This window comes from Oceanobacillus chungangensis, assembly GCF_003369565.1.
Classification (GTDB): Bacteria; Bacillota; Bacilli; order Bacillales; family Amphibacillaceae; genus Oceanobacillus; species Oceanobacillus chungangensis.
Genome location: NZ_PIOD01000025.1, coordinates 279,100 through 295,181, shown reverse-complemented (window position 1 = coordinate 295,181; position 16,082 = coordinate 279,100). Strand labels below are relative to the sequence as shown.

The 16,082-nt window shown below is 38.3% G+C and carries 13 protein-coding genes; all 13 read right to left on the bottom strand.

What is annotated here, in order from left to right; all coding sequences use genetic code 11:
• Positions 1-117: 117 nt before the first annotated feature.
• Positions 118-1,080, bottom strand: a complete 963-nt coding sequence (opp4B, locus tag CWR45_RS17595) for an oligopeptide ABC transporter permease (RefSeq protein WP_115751142.1) — start codon at positions 1,078-1,080, stop codon at positions 118-120.
• 7 nt (positions 1,081-1,087) lie between these two features.
• Positions 1,088-2,020, bottom strand: a complete 933-nt coding sequence (locus tag CWR45_RS17590) for an ABC transporter ATP-binding protein (RefSeq protein WP_115751141.1) — start codon at positions 2,018-2,020, stop codon at positions 1,088-1,090.
• On the bottom strand, positions 2,007-3,017 hold the full coding sequence (locus CWR45_RS17585; protein WP_115751140.1) for an ABC transporter ATP-binding protein: 1,011 nt from the start codon (positions 3,015-3,017) through the stop codon (positions 2,007-2,009). Before CWR45_RS17585 ends, CWR45_RS17590 begins: the two co-directional genes overlap by 14 nt.
• Positions 3,018-3,710: 693 nt before the next feature.
• On the bottom strand, positions 3,711-4,748 hold the full coding sequence (gene ilvA / locus CWR45_RS17580; protein ID WP_170138902.1) for a threonine ammonia-lyase: 1,038 nt from the start codon (positions 4,746-4,748) through the stop codon (positions 3,711-3,713).
• Between the two features lie 53 nt (positions 4,749-4,801).
• Positions 4,802-5,383: a 3-isopropylmalate dehydratase small subunit gene (gene leuD, locus CWR45_RS17575; RefSeq protein WP_115751139.1), complete on the bottom strand. Its 582-nt coding sequence runs from the start codon at positions 5,381-5,383 to the stop codon at positions 4,802-4,804.
• Between the two features lie 11 nt (positions 5,384-5,394).
• On the bottom strand, positions 5,395-6,801 hold the full coding sequence (gene leuC / locus CWR45_RS17570) for a 3-isopropylmalate dehydratase large subunit (RefSeq protein WP_115751138.1): 1,407 nt from the start codon (positions 6,799-6,801) through the stop codon (positions 5,395-5,397).
• A 140-nt stretch (positions 6,802-6,941) separates the two neighbouring features.
• The gene (leuB, locus tag CWR45_RS17565; protein WP_115751137.1) at positions 6,942-8,048 is read right to left on the bottom strand and encodes a 3-isopropylmalate dehydrogenase; all 1,107 of its coding nucleotides are present in this window, start codon (positions 8,046-8,048) and stop codon (positions 6,942-6,944) included.
• 24 nt (positions 8,049-8,072) lie between these two features.
• Positions 8,073-9,617: a 2-isopropylmalate synthase gene (locus tag CWR45_RS17560; protein ID WP_115751136.1), complete on the bottom strand. Its 1,545-nt coding sequence runs from the start codon at positions 9,615-9,617 to the stop codon at positions 8,073-8,075.
• Positions 9,604-10,638 carry a ketol-acid reductoisomerase gene (gene ilvC / locus CWR45_RS17555; RefSeq protein WP_115751135.1) on the bottom strand — a complete coding sequence of 345 codons (1,035 nt, stop codon included), beginning with the start codon at positions 10,636-10,638 and terminating at the stop codon, positions 9,604-9,606. Before ilvC ends, CWR45_RS17560 begins: the two co-directional genes overlap by 14 nt.
• 26 nt (positions 10,639-10,664) lie before the next feature.
• On the bottom strand, positions 10,665-10,850 hold the full coding sequence (locus CWR45_RS17550; RefSeq protein WP_115751134.1) for a hypothetical protein: 186 nt from the start codon (positions 10,848-10,850) through the stop codon (positions 10,665-10,667).
• A gap of 218 nt (positions 10,851-11,068) precedes the next feature.
• Positions 11,069-11,593, bottom strand: coding sequence for an acetolactate synthase small subunit (gene ilvN / locus CWR45_RS17545; RefSeq protein WP_115751133.1), 525 nt, complete (start codon positions 11,591-11,593; stop codon positions 11,069-11,071).
• The gene (ilvB, locus tag CWR45_RS17540) at positions 11,590-13,311 is read right to left on the bottom strand and encodes a biosynthetic-type acetolactate synthase large subunit (RefSeq protein ID WP_115751132.1); all 1,722 of its coding nucleotides are present in this window, start codon (positions 13,309-13,311) and stop codon (positions 11,590-11,592) included. The genes ilvN and ilvB overlap by 4 nt, the downstream gene beginning before the upstream one ends.
• A gap of 891 nt (positions 13,312-14,202) precedes the next feature.
• The gene (gene ilvD / locus CWR45_RS17535) at positions 14,203-15,888 is read right to left on the bottom strand and encodes a dihydroxy-acid dehydratase (RefSeq protein ID WP_115751131.1); all 1,686 of its coding nucleotides are present in this window, start codon (positions 15,886-15,888) and stop codon (positions 14,203-14,205) included.
• Between the last annotated feature and the right edge of the window lie 194 nt (positions 15,889-16,082).

Below are 16,082 nucleotides of genomic sequence, written 5' to 3'. Positions count from 1 at the left end.
ATTTATCACTCCAAAGTTTAGAAAACTGGGGTTTAACCAAGGCCTTTCGGTGACAGCCTTAGTTACACTTATTCGTTAAGAATTTTTTTATATATTCTTAACTACTTAGCTTGATTTCTATTTAATACGGATACGTGGATCAACGAGACTTAAGATAATATCTGATAAAAGCGCCCCTAGAATCGCTGCGATCCCGAATATTAATACAACAGCGTTTACAACACTATAATCACGTAAGAGTATCGATTCAATGAAGAGCTGACCCATACCCGGAAATCCAAAGATCATTTCGACAAAGACGGTTCCCCCGATTAGAAATGTAATTTCATAACCAAAGAATGCTGCAATCGGCAATAGTGAGTTTCTTAAAATATGTTTGTTATAGACCCGAGATTCAGAAGCACCTTTAGCTCTAGCAGTAATAATAAACTCTCTTTGTTTTGTATCTACTATTTCACTTCGCAAATACTGAACCGTTGAAACAGTTTGAATTAACGCCATTGAGATGGCTGGCAGCAATAAATGCTGTGCCTTGCTTAATACATATTCAAATGACCCTGGTTCAAGACCTGGGGTGACACTCCCACTCGTTGGAAACCATTGCAATTGATAGCCAAATACCCAAAGCATCACAAGTCCAAAAATAAATAACGGCGTCGCAAATCCTATATATGTATAACCTGTAATCGAAGAATCGAGAATGGTATCATTGTATCGACCACTCAATATACCTAATGGAATTGCAATAATATATGTAATAATTAATGTTGCGAGTGACAACCAAAATGTATTGATCATACGCTGCTCTATCAAATCAGATACAGGCATTTTAAACCGGAAGGATTGTCCTAAATCACCTTGCACTAACCCTGATGCCCATTCCCCGTACTTCTCATACCATGGAGCATTTAATCCAAGTTTTTCTCTTAATGCATTCTTTTGCTCCAGACTGACGTTTGGATCCACCAAACCTGATAGTGCATCACCCGGCATTGCTTGTGCCAGTAAAAAAAGTAAAACACTAAGGAGAATGATTTGAGGAATTGTAATTAATATTCTTCTAACGATAAATTTCCACATCTGATGTTCACCCTCTCTCTGGCAAAGCTACTAAATGAGTATCCGATATAGGTTGTAATCCATAAGCCAATCCTTCACTATCAAAGTAGTCATTGTAGGAATTTGCATATTCTCTTTGTACCTCTTGGCGAAAATGGTACTGCTTCTCCCTATTTCTTGGATTAATATCAGGAATTGCTGAAACGAGTCGCTTTGTATAAATATGCTGTGGATTGTTAAATATATCTGCAGTAGTCCCTTGTTCAACATAGCGACCTTTATACATAATCGCGATGTCATCACACATATGCTTTACAATACCTAAATCGTGACTGATAAATAAATAAGTAAGATTGAGTTCCTTTTGAATGTCCTGCATGAAATTCAGTACTTGCGCTTGAACAGAAACATCAAGTGCTGAGACTGGTTCATCTGCAATAATTAGTTTCGGCCTTACTGCGATTGCTCTTGCAATTCCAATCCGCTGTCTTTGACCTCCAGAAAATTCATGCGGATATTTCAAGATACTTTCTGGACTTAATCCGACGATCTCTAATAATGATTGAACTCTCTTTTTTTCCTCTTGCATTGATAGATTTTCAAAATTTCGAAGTGGCTCAGCAATAATGTCTAGAATTCGTTTTCTTGGATTTAGTGATGAATAGGGATCTTGGAAGATCATCTGAACATCTTTCCTTAATGCACTGTTCTTCCGTCCAAAGTTCGTTATATCCTTGCCATTAAACATAACCTTTCCAGAATAAATACTTTCTAAGCCAATTACAGCTCTGCCAGTAGTTGTTTTACCAGAGCCCGATTCCCCTACTAGACCATATGTTTTTCCTTGTTCAATCGAAAATGAAACCCCATCAACTGCCTTAACATGATCTACCGTTCGATTAAAAATTCCAGCTTTAATTGGAAAATATACTTTTAGATCATTCACCTTAAGAATTGCCATGAGCGTATGCCTCCTTGCTTTCATCTGGAAAATAAAAATGACTATAACAAGTACAGCGTACAAAGTGACCAGGCTCGACTTCATGTAATTCTGGGTATTCTTCATGTGCAGATGCATCTACCCAAGGAATTCTCGCGGCAAAACGACAGCCTTTACGCGGAAGCTTCTGTAATGATGGTACAACACCTTGGATGACGTGAAGTTTCTCCTGTCCTTCAGTGGGGACAGAATTAAGTAGCGATTTCGTATATGGATGCAGCGGATTCTCAAACAATGTATGTACCTCTGCAATTTCTACAATTTGTCCGGCATACATCACGGCAACTCTGTCAGCCATCTCTGCCACTACACCTAAATCATGCGTGATTAGGATAACACCTGAGTCTAAATCATTTTTTAATTCTCGAATTAAATCTAGTATTTGCGCTTGTATTGTCACGTCTAATGCTGTTGTTGGCTCATCTGCAATCAGCAAATCTGGACGATTGGCAATCGCAATTGCAATCACAACCCGTTGTCTCATCCCACCGGATAATTCATGCGGAAACTGCTCGTACACATGTTCCGGTCGAGGAATTCGAACAAGATCAATTAATTCAAGTACCCGTTCTTTTCGCTGCTTCTGTGACATTTCTGGTTTATGTAAAATTAATGTTTCGGCGATTTGATCGCCTATTCTCATGAGAGGATTCAATGCTGTAAGCGGATCCTGAAATATCATCGCCAAATCATCACCACGTAATTTATTTAATTTCGCAGGTGATATATTTGCAATATCTTGACCCTTGTAAAAAATATTTCCCTCAATTTTGGCCCGTGTATGTAAACCCATAATGGAAAATGCCAAAGCACTCTTTCCCGAACCAGACTCGCCTACTATTCCTAAGATTTCATTATTATTCACTGTTAGTGATACATCATCCACAGCAGCGTAATAGTTATCACCGATTCTGAAGGATGTTTTTAAATTATTGATTTCAAGCAATTTATTACGCATACTTCTCACCCCTAAGTACTAATTTACTCTGTCTCAAATGGCCTTCACTTAAGCGTTTTCAATCTTTCTACATAATATCGGAATATTATCATTGAATGAAATGTTCAAATAATTAAAGCTAAAATAATACAGTGAAACAATTCACTTATACAACTATATTTATTTTACTTTTCCGATAATTATAATTATAAAGAACTAAAAATCTATAACATAAACTTTTTCCCCAAATTTAGACAATCTAATCTTTCGTTAACAAATATTCTAGTTTATGAATGGACCTTAAATTTGAAATGATTTCGTAAATAAATCTTAATATATTATAAAGAATTATAAGTGAATAATTTCAGAAAAGCAAGATGTTTTCTGAAAGTTTTATCTGTTAATTATCAGTAAATTTTCGCTTTTCGTACAACTAGTTAGGCCAGTAAAGGGATGACGGCATTTCATCAAGCGTGAAAAATAGTGATTTATCTCCTTGGATTATATACTTTTATCCACTTTTTCTTTATATATAGCGAATTCTGTTGAGAAACTTTCTATTATAGGGAAAATAATCGCTTAGTCGTCAAATAAAGTAATCTATTCTTCCTGTTTCCAGTGCGACAACCACCAGAAATCACCTTTAAAATCTCTAATTTAATTCCCTATATAAATAACCTAGCTATTATGCTAGGTTAATTTAAATCCGTAATTTTAGAGGGCGATTAAAGATTTCCTTACTGTATGTCGATCCTCTGAAGCTAGCTGCTGTATTCTCGCCATCATGCTGATATCCAAGTTGCCACCACTTACAATAACGCCACAATGACGGGAGTTAATTTGATCGTTATGGGCAAATAATGCAGCAGTTGCCGCAGCACCAGCACCCTCGACTAATGTTTTATTTCGCTCCAGCATGTAGACAATAGCAGACGCAATCTCTTCATCTGTTACAGTTACTACATCATCTACATAATTATAGATTAGTGGTAGTGTATGCTCTCCTGGCTCTTTAACGGCAATGCCTTCAGCAATTGTCGATACAGTACTTGTTTTCATTTTCTTTTTAGAATGGAAGCTATCATATGCAGCAGATGCACCACTTGCTTGAACACCGATGACCCTAATGTTACGATTTACATATTTTGCTGCAACCGCAATACCACTTATCAGTCCACCTCCACCAATTGGAACAATAATGGTATCAATTCGGTCTTCCTGACGTAATAATTCCATCGCGATTGTTCCTTGGCCAGCCATTAGCTGGTAATCATCAAAGGGATGAATATAAGTAGCACCGCTTTCCATTTGTTTTTCTAATGAAGCTGTATATGCTTCCTGGAAGCTTTCACCAGTAAGAACGACAGTTGCCCCGTAGTTCCTGGTTGCTTCTACTTTTGCCAGCGGCGTGTTATCTGGCATGAATATTGTTGCATTAACCCCTAATTTTCTAGAGGCTAGCGCAACCCCCTGTGCATGATTTCCTGCAGAGGCAGTAATGACACCTTTCCCTAATTGTTCCTTTGATAGCTGCATTAGCTTATAGCTTGCGCCTCGGAATTTAAATGCACCGGTTTTTTGTTGATTTTCCATTTTAAAATAGACATGTTTTCCAAGTAACTGATTTGTTGTCGCTGATGTGAGTATTGGTGTACGATGGACGATTGGCGCCAAGCGCTTCATCGCATTGTGTACTAACTCACCGGTTAAGCAATCCCCAATTAGGCCACTTCCTTGTTTAATTATTTTCATTTCATGAGTAAATGATAATTCTCACAAAAGAATATTATAAGAGGTGTCACATATTATAATGAACTTTCAAATTGTTCAATCTTTTCTTGATGTTGTAAAGTCAATGCAATATCATCCCAACCATTTAAAAGCTTCTCTTTATGATACTCAGGAATTTCGAAAGGTACGACAAGCTTCTCTTCATCGGTAATAGTCTGTTCTTTTAGGTTGATATCTAATACTAGTTTACCAGTTTCTGCTTGTTCCATCCATTTATTAAGCTGAGTCTCTTCCATTTTAATAGGAATAATTCCATTTTTTAATGAATTATTATAAAAAATATCAGCAAAGCTCGGTGCAATAATTACTTTAAACCCATAATCCAAGAGTGCCCATGGTGCATGCTCCCTAGATGATCCGCAGCCAAAGTTCTCTCCGGCTAGGAGTACACTAGTATTCTTGTATTTTGGTTGATTCAATGCAAAGTCTGCACGTTCTTTTCCTTCATCATCAAAACGCCAATTAAAAAATAAAAATTGTCCAAAACCAGTACGTTCAATTCTTTTAAGAAATTGCTTCGGGATGATTTGGTCTGTATCAATATTGGCACGATTCAAAGGAAAAACAAGTCCTTGATGTTGTTTAATAGCTTCCATCTCATTCCCTCCTAATTCAATACACCTACAAATTTACGTACATCGACGAATCGTCCTTCAATCGCTGCAGCCGCCGCCATTTCCGGACTAACAAGATGGGTACGTGCACCGTTCCCTTGTCTTCCTTCGAAGTTACGGTTTGATGTTGATGCACATCTGCCACCAGGCGGGATAATATCGTCATTCATTCCTAGACACATACTACAGCCAGAGTTACGCCATTCAAATCCTGCCTCTAAGAAGATTTTGTCAAGTCCTGCTTCTTCAGCTTGCAGTTTTACACTGAATGATCCCGGAACAACAATCGCTTTTATTCCTTCTTTTACTTTTTTCCCTTCTACAATCCTTGCAGCTTTTTCTAAGTCTGCAAGACGGGAGTTCGTACATGAGCCGATAAAAACATGATCAATCTCAATTGATGTAATTGGTTGATTTTCTTCCAGTCCCATATAATCTAACGCTCTTTGTACATCTTCCTTATGTTCCACATCGCTTATGCTCGGTGTTGCCCCACTAATTGGTACACACATTGCTGGATTCGTCCCCCATGATACCTGTGGTTCAATTTCGGCTGCTTGGATTGTTAAGGTTGCATCATATTCTGCTCCTTCATCAGTTGCAAGGGCAAGCCATTGTTCTGCAATCTCATTATATGCATCACCTTGTGGTACATATTCACGACCACGAAGAAAATCAATCGTCGTTTGGTCAGGGCTGATTAATCCTGCTCTGGCTCCACCTTCAATCGACATATTACAAATCGTCATACGGCCTTCCATTGAAAGCTTACGAATCGCAGCACCTGTATATTCGACAATATGCCCAGTACCGAATTTGACACCAAACTTGGCAATGATAGCAAGAATCAGATCCTTTGCTGTAACACCAGGTCCTAGATCCCCTTCAACATGAACATTCATTGTCTTTGGCTGTTCTTGCCAGATTGTTTGTGTCGCAAGAACATGTTCAACCTCGCTCGTTCCAATACCAAAAGCAAGCGCTCCGAACGCACCATGTGTCGATGTATGACTGTCCCCGCAAACAATAGTTTTTCCTGGTTGGGTTAAGCCAAGCTGAGGTCCAATTACATGAACAATTCCTTGATCTGGATGGAACATATCTGCAAGCTTTATTCCAAATTCTTCACAATTTTTCTTTAAGGTTTCCATTTGTTTTCTGGAAATTTCATCTTTGATATTTTCCCTATCTTTTGTAGGCACGTTGTGATCCATCGTTGCAAATGTTAGGTCTGGACGACGGACGGTTCGGTTATTCATGCGTAATCCTTCAAACGCCTGTGGTGAAGTTACTTCATGAATTAAATGTTGATCGATATATAATAAATCAGGATTTCCCTTTTCTTGGTGAACCACGTGTTTATCCCATATTTTTTTAATAATCGTTTCCGGTTTCGTCATTTTTCACACCTCACTATTGTCTAGCTCTGGCTCCTAAAGACCCCGGCATAATTAATTGACACTAGAAACGCGAAAAATCACGCGTTATTCGGTCTCCTTCATCTGCGTCCGTCTTTGAACAGTAGCCTTCATTTCTTATTTCAGACATACATGTTGCAAATACTATTAGAGATACTCTTTGTTGTTAAATTTTCAATAACTGCATCGGTTATTTCCTTGGTTCCTGCAAGCTTGCCATCTTTTATCTGTAAATCTGCAGTATGATAACCTTGCTCTAATGTTTCATTAACTGCTTTTTCAATTTCAGCCGCTTCTTGTTCAAGTCCAAACGAATGTCTTAGCATCATCGCAGTTGATAAAATCATACCTAATGGATTGGCGATTCCCTTTCCTGCAATATCTGGCGCTGAGCCATGTACTGGTTCGTAAAGACCAACTCCATCCGTACGAATACTAGCAGATGGCAGCATCCCGAGGGAACCCGTTAATACTGATGCTTCATCACTTAAAATATCGCCGAATAAATTTTCCGTAACGATTACATCAAAATGATTTGGCTCAGTTATCAATTTCATTGCAGCAGCATCAACAAGTAAATGCTCCACTTCAACCTCTGGATAAACACTGGCCTTTTCATCAACAATTTCTCGCCACATTCTACTTGATTCGAGTACATTCGCTTTATCGACAGATGTTAATAATTTCTTTCTTTGCATCGCACTTTGGAATGCTTTTTCAATAATTCTTTCCATTTCATGTCGCTCATAGTAAAGGGTATCGACAACGATATCTCCATTTTCGCGTCGTTCACTAGGTGTACCGAAGTAAAGTCCACCTGTTAGTTCACGAATGATTAAAATATCGCTTCCCGAAATTTTTTCTTCCTTTAATGGAGAGGCATGGAGCAAGGACTTAAATCCTTTGATGGGACGTAGATTCGCAAAAAGCCCAAGAGCTTTGCGGATACCTAACAGTCCTTTTTCTGGTCGTAAATGTGAAGGATTATTATCCCATTTCTTTCCACCAACAGCACCTAAAAGAATAGCATCTGCTGCAACGCAAGCATGAATTGTTTCCTCTGGAAGTGGATTATTAAATCGATCGATTGCGTTACCACCAATTGCATGCTCATGAAAAGTAAACTCATGATTGTATTCACTTGCAATTGTATTTAAAACAATCTTTGCCGATTCCATAATTTCTGGTCCAATTCCATCACCTGGAAGTAAAACAATATTCTTCTTCATAAATTGGGACCCCCTTCCATTTTCTTAGTTCACAACTTCCTTTAGCTCTGCGGTTTGCTGCCCTACAATATAGCGATTTACTGCATTTAAAAATGCAATTGCAGAAGCTTCAAGTACATCCTGTGCAGCTCCACGGCCATTCATCGTTTCTCCATTTACATTCAACTGTACATAAGACTCAGCCAGAGCGTCCTTCCCGCCACCTACTGAGTTAATTTGATAATCGATTAGCTGTAATTCCTCGTGAATTAAATTGTCTAATGTTTGATACAATGCCTCCACGCTTCCTTTTCCAGTAGATGCTGTTTGTACTGTTTCTCCTTCTGGAGTCTTCAATACGACTGTAGCTGTAGGAATATTTGTTGTCCCATACTGCACTTGGAACATTTCTAATTGATATTTATTGACAGCAGCTGAATCGGTTTTTATTTCCATTACAATCGTGTAGATATCATCATCTGTTACTTCTTTTTTATGATCTGTTAATTTTTTAAATTGGTTGAAGGCTTCCTTTAGTTTTTCATCTGTAAGCTCTACACCCAATTCTTTTATTTTATCTTTAAATGCATGGCGACCAGAATGCTTACCTAGGAATAATGTATTGGACGAGACACCAACCATTTCCGGAGTGATAATTTCGTATGTTTCGACATTTTTCAGCACACCATCCTGATGAATTCCTGATTCATGTGCAAATGCATTACGGCCAATAATCGCTTTATTTGCCTGCACATACATTCCAGTCAATTTTGAAACTAGGTCACTCGTACGTTTAATTTCATTTAATTGTAGTCTCGTTTCATATGGATAAAAATCGGAGCGAATTTTCAAGGCAACTGCTACTTCTTCTAATGCTGCATTACCCGCACGTTCGCCAATACCATTTATCGTTCCTTCTACTTGAGTTGCCCCGTTCTCTACCGCTGCAATCGAGTTCGCAACCGCCATACCAAGATCATCATGACAATGACAGGATAATGCAACACGGTCAATATTCGGCACATTTTCTTTAATGTAACGGAACATTTTGCCATATTCTGCCGGTGTTGCATAACCAACCGTATCAGGAAGATTAATCACCGTTGCGCCAGCATCAATCACTTGTTCAATAATTCTAGCTAAAAATGCCAAATCGGATCTCGATGCGTCTTCTGCTGACCATTCAATTTGCGGGAATTTTTGTTTCGCATAGGTTACCATGCTAACCGCAGATTCAATTACTTGATCTGGGGTCATTACGAGTTTATCACGCATATGAAGCTCTGATGTTGCAATAAATAAATGCAACCGGGGCTCTGCAGCACCTTTTAAAGCTTCCCATGCTGCGTCAACATCAGATTTAATCGTTCTAGCAAGTCCGGTAACTGATGAATCCTTAATCGTATCGGCGATTAGTTTCACTGCATCAAAGTCACCTTTGGAGGAAGCAGGGAATCCCGCTTCCATTCTATCTACTCCAAAGCGTTCTAGCTGTCTAGCAATCTCTAACTTTTCTTGCTTATTTAAATTTACACCTGGGGACTGTTCCCCATCTCGAAGCGTTGTATCAAAGATTTTAATTTGTGACATGCTGCTTCACTTCCTTTTGTTTTGTTTGGATTGGCTGTTTTACAAAAGGCATTAAATCTCTTAACTCCCTTCCAACTGTTTCGATTTGGTGTTTGTTTTCTGCTGCATTGATTGCGTTAAACTGTGGACGACCAGCTTGATTTTCAAGAATCCAATCTTTCGCGAATTTACCAGTCTGGATATCTGTTAATACGTCCTTCATTCTTGCTTTCGTATCTTCATTAACTACGCGTGGTCCAGATACGAAGTCACCCCATTGTGCTGTATCAGAGATTGAATAGCGCATATTTTCAAGTCCACCTTCATATAGAAGATCCACGATTAATTTTAGTTCATGCATACATTCGAAGTAGGCAACTTCAGGTTGGTATCCTGCTTCTGTTAATGTTTCGAAGCCTGCTTTAACTAAGCTTGTCACACCACCACATAATACTGCTTGCTCTCCGAATAGATCTGTTTCTGTTTCTTCCTGGAAGCTAGTTTCTAAGATTCCTGCTCTGCCTGCACCAATTCCCTGTGCATAAGCAAGTGCAAGCTCTTTTGCACTTCCAGTGTAATCCTGGTAAACACCATATAATGCTGGAACTCCTGCGCCAGATTCATAGGTTCTGCGTACTAAATGTCCAGGTCCTTTTGGCGCTACAAGGAATACATCGACATCTGATGGAGGTACGATTTGGCTAAAGTGAACGTTAAATCCGTGTGCGAAAACTAATGCATTTCCTGCTGCTAGATTTGGTTTAATGCTTTCTTCATATACTTGTTTTTGGTTTTCATCTGGTAATAGGATCATGATTACATCTGATTCGCTTACTGCTTCTGCTACTGGATAAACTGTAAAGCCATCTTCCTCTGCTTTTTGCTGAGATTTACCAGCTCTTAGTCCGATAACAACGTCGTAACCACTTTCTCTTAAGTTAAGTGCATGTGCGTGCCCTTGTGAACCATATCCAATTACTGCGATTTTCTTCCCTTGTAATACCTCTTTTTGAATATCTTTTTCATAAAGTACTTTTGACATATTAATCTCCCTCTCGACTGTTAGTTTTATTTTTTGTTTTTTACTATATAGGTTGTTGCATTTTCAATTGATGGATAATAATTAGCAGTTATTATTAAGAGCGAACTGCTTTTGGATGTTGGCTGCTCTAATGCCAGTCGCTCCGGAAATACAATACGCTTTCCGCGGGCGGCTGGTGAGTCTCCTTGTGCTATCGCACTTCGCAGTCTCACCGAGACCTTTCCTCCCGCAGGAGTCTCCGGTATTTCCTTCGCTCAGATTGTGCGTGAAATACTTTTTTCCAGCTTTTCAATTGTCTTGATTGAAAAATAAACCACAATTTATATAAAATAGGGACAATCGAAACGTGTTAGATCCTATTTAGTAAGGTTTGTGCTATGGAAACTGCTCAGAACATCCACAAGTTTACTAGTTAAGAAGCGAACGCGACTTATAAGATAGAAAATGAATTGATATTAGTAACTTGTTGATCTGGTTGGTGTCCTCTTGTGAATGCTGTTATACCTGTTCTTGTTAAATCTTTAATTCCATATGGTCTGAGCAAGGTGATGAGTGCATCGACCTTTTCTGGCTTTCCTGTTACTTGAATAATTAGACTATCCTTGCTAACATCAATCACACTTGCGCGGAATGGAGTAATCACTCCTTGTATCTCAGCGCGTAATTGACTATTGCTGCTAACTTTAATAAGTGCTAATTCCCTAGCGACGATTGCATTATCAGTAATGTCAGATACCTTTAATACATCGATTTGCTTATTTAATTGTTTCGTCAGTTGCTCTAATTTCTGGCTATCACTCATTTCAACTACAAAGGTCATCTTTGAAATTCCCTCTACGTCAGAAGCACCGACAGAAATGCTCTCGATATTAAATTGACGCTTTGATAGCATTCCAGTTATTCGATTTAATACACCACTTCTGTTTTGAACGGTTGCAGTTATGATTCTTCTCATTTCTTCACCCCAATCATCTCATCTAGTCCTGTACCAGACACTACCATTGGATTAACAACGGTTAATCGTTCAACACGACAGTCAACTACTACTGGACCAGCATAGGAGAAAATATCCTTAAGCAATTCTGGAACATCTGTCTCGCTTGTTACTAGTTCGCCACGAATGCCATAACTTTCTGCCAGTTTCACGAAATCAGGATTTTCAGATAATAATGATTCTGAATATCTCTCTTCATAAAAGCTTTCCTGCCATTGACGTACCATCCCAAGTGCTTCGTTATTAACAATAATTACTTTAACTGGAAGGTTACGTTGTTTAATAACAGAAAGTTCTTGAAGGGTCATTTGAAATCCACCATCACCAACAATAGCAACTACTAATTCATCTGGTCTGCCTAATTGGGCACCAATTGCTGCTGGGAAGCCGAAGCCCATCGTACCAAGCCCTCCAGAGGTAACCCATTTATTCGGTTTATCAAAATTATAAAATTGTGCCGCCCACATTTGATGCTGTCCAACGTCTGTTGTCACAATTGCATCGCCATTCGTTATTGAACTAATCTGTTCGATTAACCATTGTGGAGAAATTAACTTATCTGATCGTTCATACCATAATGGAAAATCAACTTTATCTTTTTGTAGTTTTTCGAGCCATTCCGCATGGCTTTGTACGTTAATCGTACAATCCATTAATTCATTAATTGCTTTCTTTGCATCCCCAACAACTGGTATATCTGTCTTAATATTTTTTCCAATTTCAGCTGGATCAATATCGATGTGAGCCACCTTCGCTTTAGGTGCAAATTTTTTAATATTACCTGTTAATCTATCATCGAACCTTGCCCCAATGTTGATTAATAAGTCGCATTCCTGAATTGCCATGTTTGCTGTATACGTTCCATGCATTCCTGCCATTCCTAATGCCAATTCATTAGATCCTGGGAAACCTCCTAAGCCAAGCAAGGTTGTTGTAACTGGTATTTGATACTCCTCTGCAAGTTTCCTTAATTCCTCTGATGCATCAGCGAATAATACACCTGCACCTGCCAAGATAAGCGGCCTTCTAGCATGACTTAACGCCTCTGCTAGCTTTGTAATTTGTAATACATTCGGCTTAATTGTTGGTTGATATCCTGGAAGATAAAAGTCGCTGTCATATTCATCACTTGTTAATACTTCGGAAATATTTTTTGGAATATCGATGACTACTGGTCCAGGACGTCCTGTTGAAGCAATATGAAAAGCTTCTTTAATGATTCTTGGCATATCTGCAATATTGCTTAACTGATAATTATACTTCGTAATCGGGGTTGTGATTCCAATTATATCTGCCTCTTGAAATGCATCTGTACCAATAACACTTTTTCCAACTTGACCAGTAAGAATAACAAGTGGCAAAGAATCCATCATCGCATCCGTAATACCTGTCACTAAATTTGTTGCACCAGGCCCCGAGGTAGCAATGACAACCCCTGGTTTCCCAGTGACACGAGCATATCCTTCCGCTGCATGGATTGAACCTTGCTCATGTCGTGACAAAATATGCTGAAATGGCGCATCACTGCGATAAAGTGCATCATAAATTGGTAATACTGCACCACCCGGATACCCAAAGATCGTATCGACTTCAGCATCAACCAACGTTTGAATTAATAGATCTGCACCTGTTTTTAATTTCTTCGATGATTGTGTTTCAAGTTTCGCCTCCATCTTCATTTCAAATACCTCCTTCAATTTATCCTTTGTCAATTCCCTTCTTTACGGGAGTAATGAATTAACAAGTTACTTTAATACAGTTTTGGGCTATAAAAAAAGACCCTACTCCCCCCATAAATCTGCATATGTCCAGAAATAATTGGGGAGAAAAGAGTCTTCTTTTCACGGTACCACCCAGGTTTGCAGCATCCTTACGAATACTACCTCATAAGGCTACCAAGTAGCCTCACTGATAACAGGTACAATAATTGCACCTGGCCAAACCTAATAGGAATAATACCGTTCAGCTTAGCACTCAGGGAAGATGTCAGAATAATATGTATTTCTAGGCTTCCAGCAACCCTAGATCTCTGTAAATACATGTTTATTATTCCTTTTATCCCGTCATCGAGTTCGTCGTTATTCTATTTTCATTTTTAAATCTAATTACTTAAATGTACGAAATTGTTTACTAAAGTATAAATGATTTAGAATACTTTATATTGCGATTAATCATATAATGTTTTCGAACGCGGGTCAATAGGTTTTTTTAAGTTTTTTGATAGTTACAATAAATTGTAATATATTGGATGCGTTTACATCATTAATATAGTAAGCAATTTTCGAAAATAAAAATAATTGTTAAAAAATTGTTACAATCCTTTTTTTAATAAAATAATCCATTTTATTAGAACAATAATGAACTTTATTAACACGTTTATTATTCTTTTCTAGATATAATATATGTTCCCATTCTAAATTAATTCTCTTTATGAAAATATTAATAAAGTATATAAAAGAGCAATAAAGTTGTAATCTCATCTTTTTCATTCAATCATTTAAAATGCAATATATTGCATATCACAAAAAATAACTCCAGAATGAAATCCTGGAGTTATTTTCTAATTACACTTAATCCCTATTTAAATAATCTGTCACAGCGCCACGTGATGCACTTGTAACATTATGTGCATATTTACCTAAGACACCTTTTTTGTATAAAGGTGGTGCAACCCAGCCAGCACGACGTTGTTCTAATTCATCTTCAGACACATTGAAGGTTAATTGTTTATTCTCTGAATCAACAGTTACCATGTCACCTTCTTTAAGAAATGCAATTGGGCCTCCAACCTGTGCTTCAGGAGCAATATGTCCAACAACAAGTCCATGTGTACCACCTGAGAATCTACCATCTGTAAGTAATGCTACTTTCTCTCCCAGACCTTTACCTACTAGAATACTAGAAATGGATAGCATTTCCGGCATACCCGGTCCACCTTTTGGACCAACATAACGGATTACTAGCACATCACCCTCATTAATTTCATTTCTCATTACTGCAGCTGTTGCTTCCTCCTCCGTATTAAATACACGTGCAGGACCTGTATGTACTTTAACTTTCACACCAGAAACCTTCGCAACAGAACCTTCAGGAGAAAGGTTACCTTTTAGAATGATCAATGGACCATCTTTACGTTTTGGTTTATCAAGTGGAGCAATAATTTCTTGTCCATCTTTAAGTCCCGGTGCATCACTTAAGTTTTCTGCGACAGTCTTCCCTGTTACTGTTAAACAGTCTCCATGTAAGTAGCCTGCTTCAAGCAATAACTTCATAACACCTTGTACGCCACCAACTTTAAATAAATCTTCCATTACGAATCTTCCGCTCGGCTTCAAATCTGCAAGATGCGGAACCTTCGTTTGAATTCTGGCAAAGTCATCAATCGTTAAATCAACTTCAATTGCATGGGCTATTGCAAGTAAATGAAGGATGGCATTTGTTGATCCTCCAAGTGCCATTACAACTGTAATCGCATTTTCGAATGCTTCTTTTGTCATAATATCTTTTGGATAGATTCCTTTTTCTAAAAGGTTCATTACTGCTCGTCCTGCTTCTTCAGAATCAACTGCTTTTTCCGATGACTCTGCTGGATGTGAAGAGCTTCCTGGAAGACTCATACCAAGTGCTTCAACAGCAGACGCCATTGTATTTGCCGTATACATCCCACCACAGGCACCAGCTCCTGGACATGCTGCACATTCGATTGCTTTTAATTCTGCATCCGTAATATCTCCGTTATTATGCTTTCCAACACCTTCAAATACAGAAACAAGATCAATGTCTTTGCCATTCAAATTACCAGGTGCAATCGTACCACCATAAACGAATACAGATGGAATTTCCGCATTGGCAATGGCAATCATACAGCCCGGAATGTTCTTATCACAACCACCAATTGCTACAAGTCCGTCAAAGTTCTCCGCCCCGACTACTGTCTCGATTGAGTCGGCTATGATATCACGACTTGGCAGGGAATAACGCATCCCTGGTGTTCCCATTGAAATCCCATCAGAAACAGTTATTGTATGGAATAAAAACGGAACTGCCCCGGCATCACGTACTCCTTCCTTCGCTCTTAGAGATAATGAACCCATATGTATGTTACATGGTGTTACTTCACTTTCCGTATCGGCAACCCCGATCATTGGTTTCTTAAAATCGTCATCTGTCAAACCGACAGCACGCAGCATGGCACGGTTTGGTGCTCGCATCGTACCATCGAATGCATTACTTTTTATCCGTAAATCTTTTGTCATAATATTTGCCACCTTCCTTTCGAACTATTATATGACTAACTTTCCAATAGTTCAATCTATTTATTCTTTTGAAAATAATAAGTCAATAACAGCAAATGGTAAAGCGTTTACATAGTTTCCGAGGATAATTTACAATTAGTAAAATATATCGACAACACTTATAATACGAATATAATAAATAATTATTTTACTTC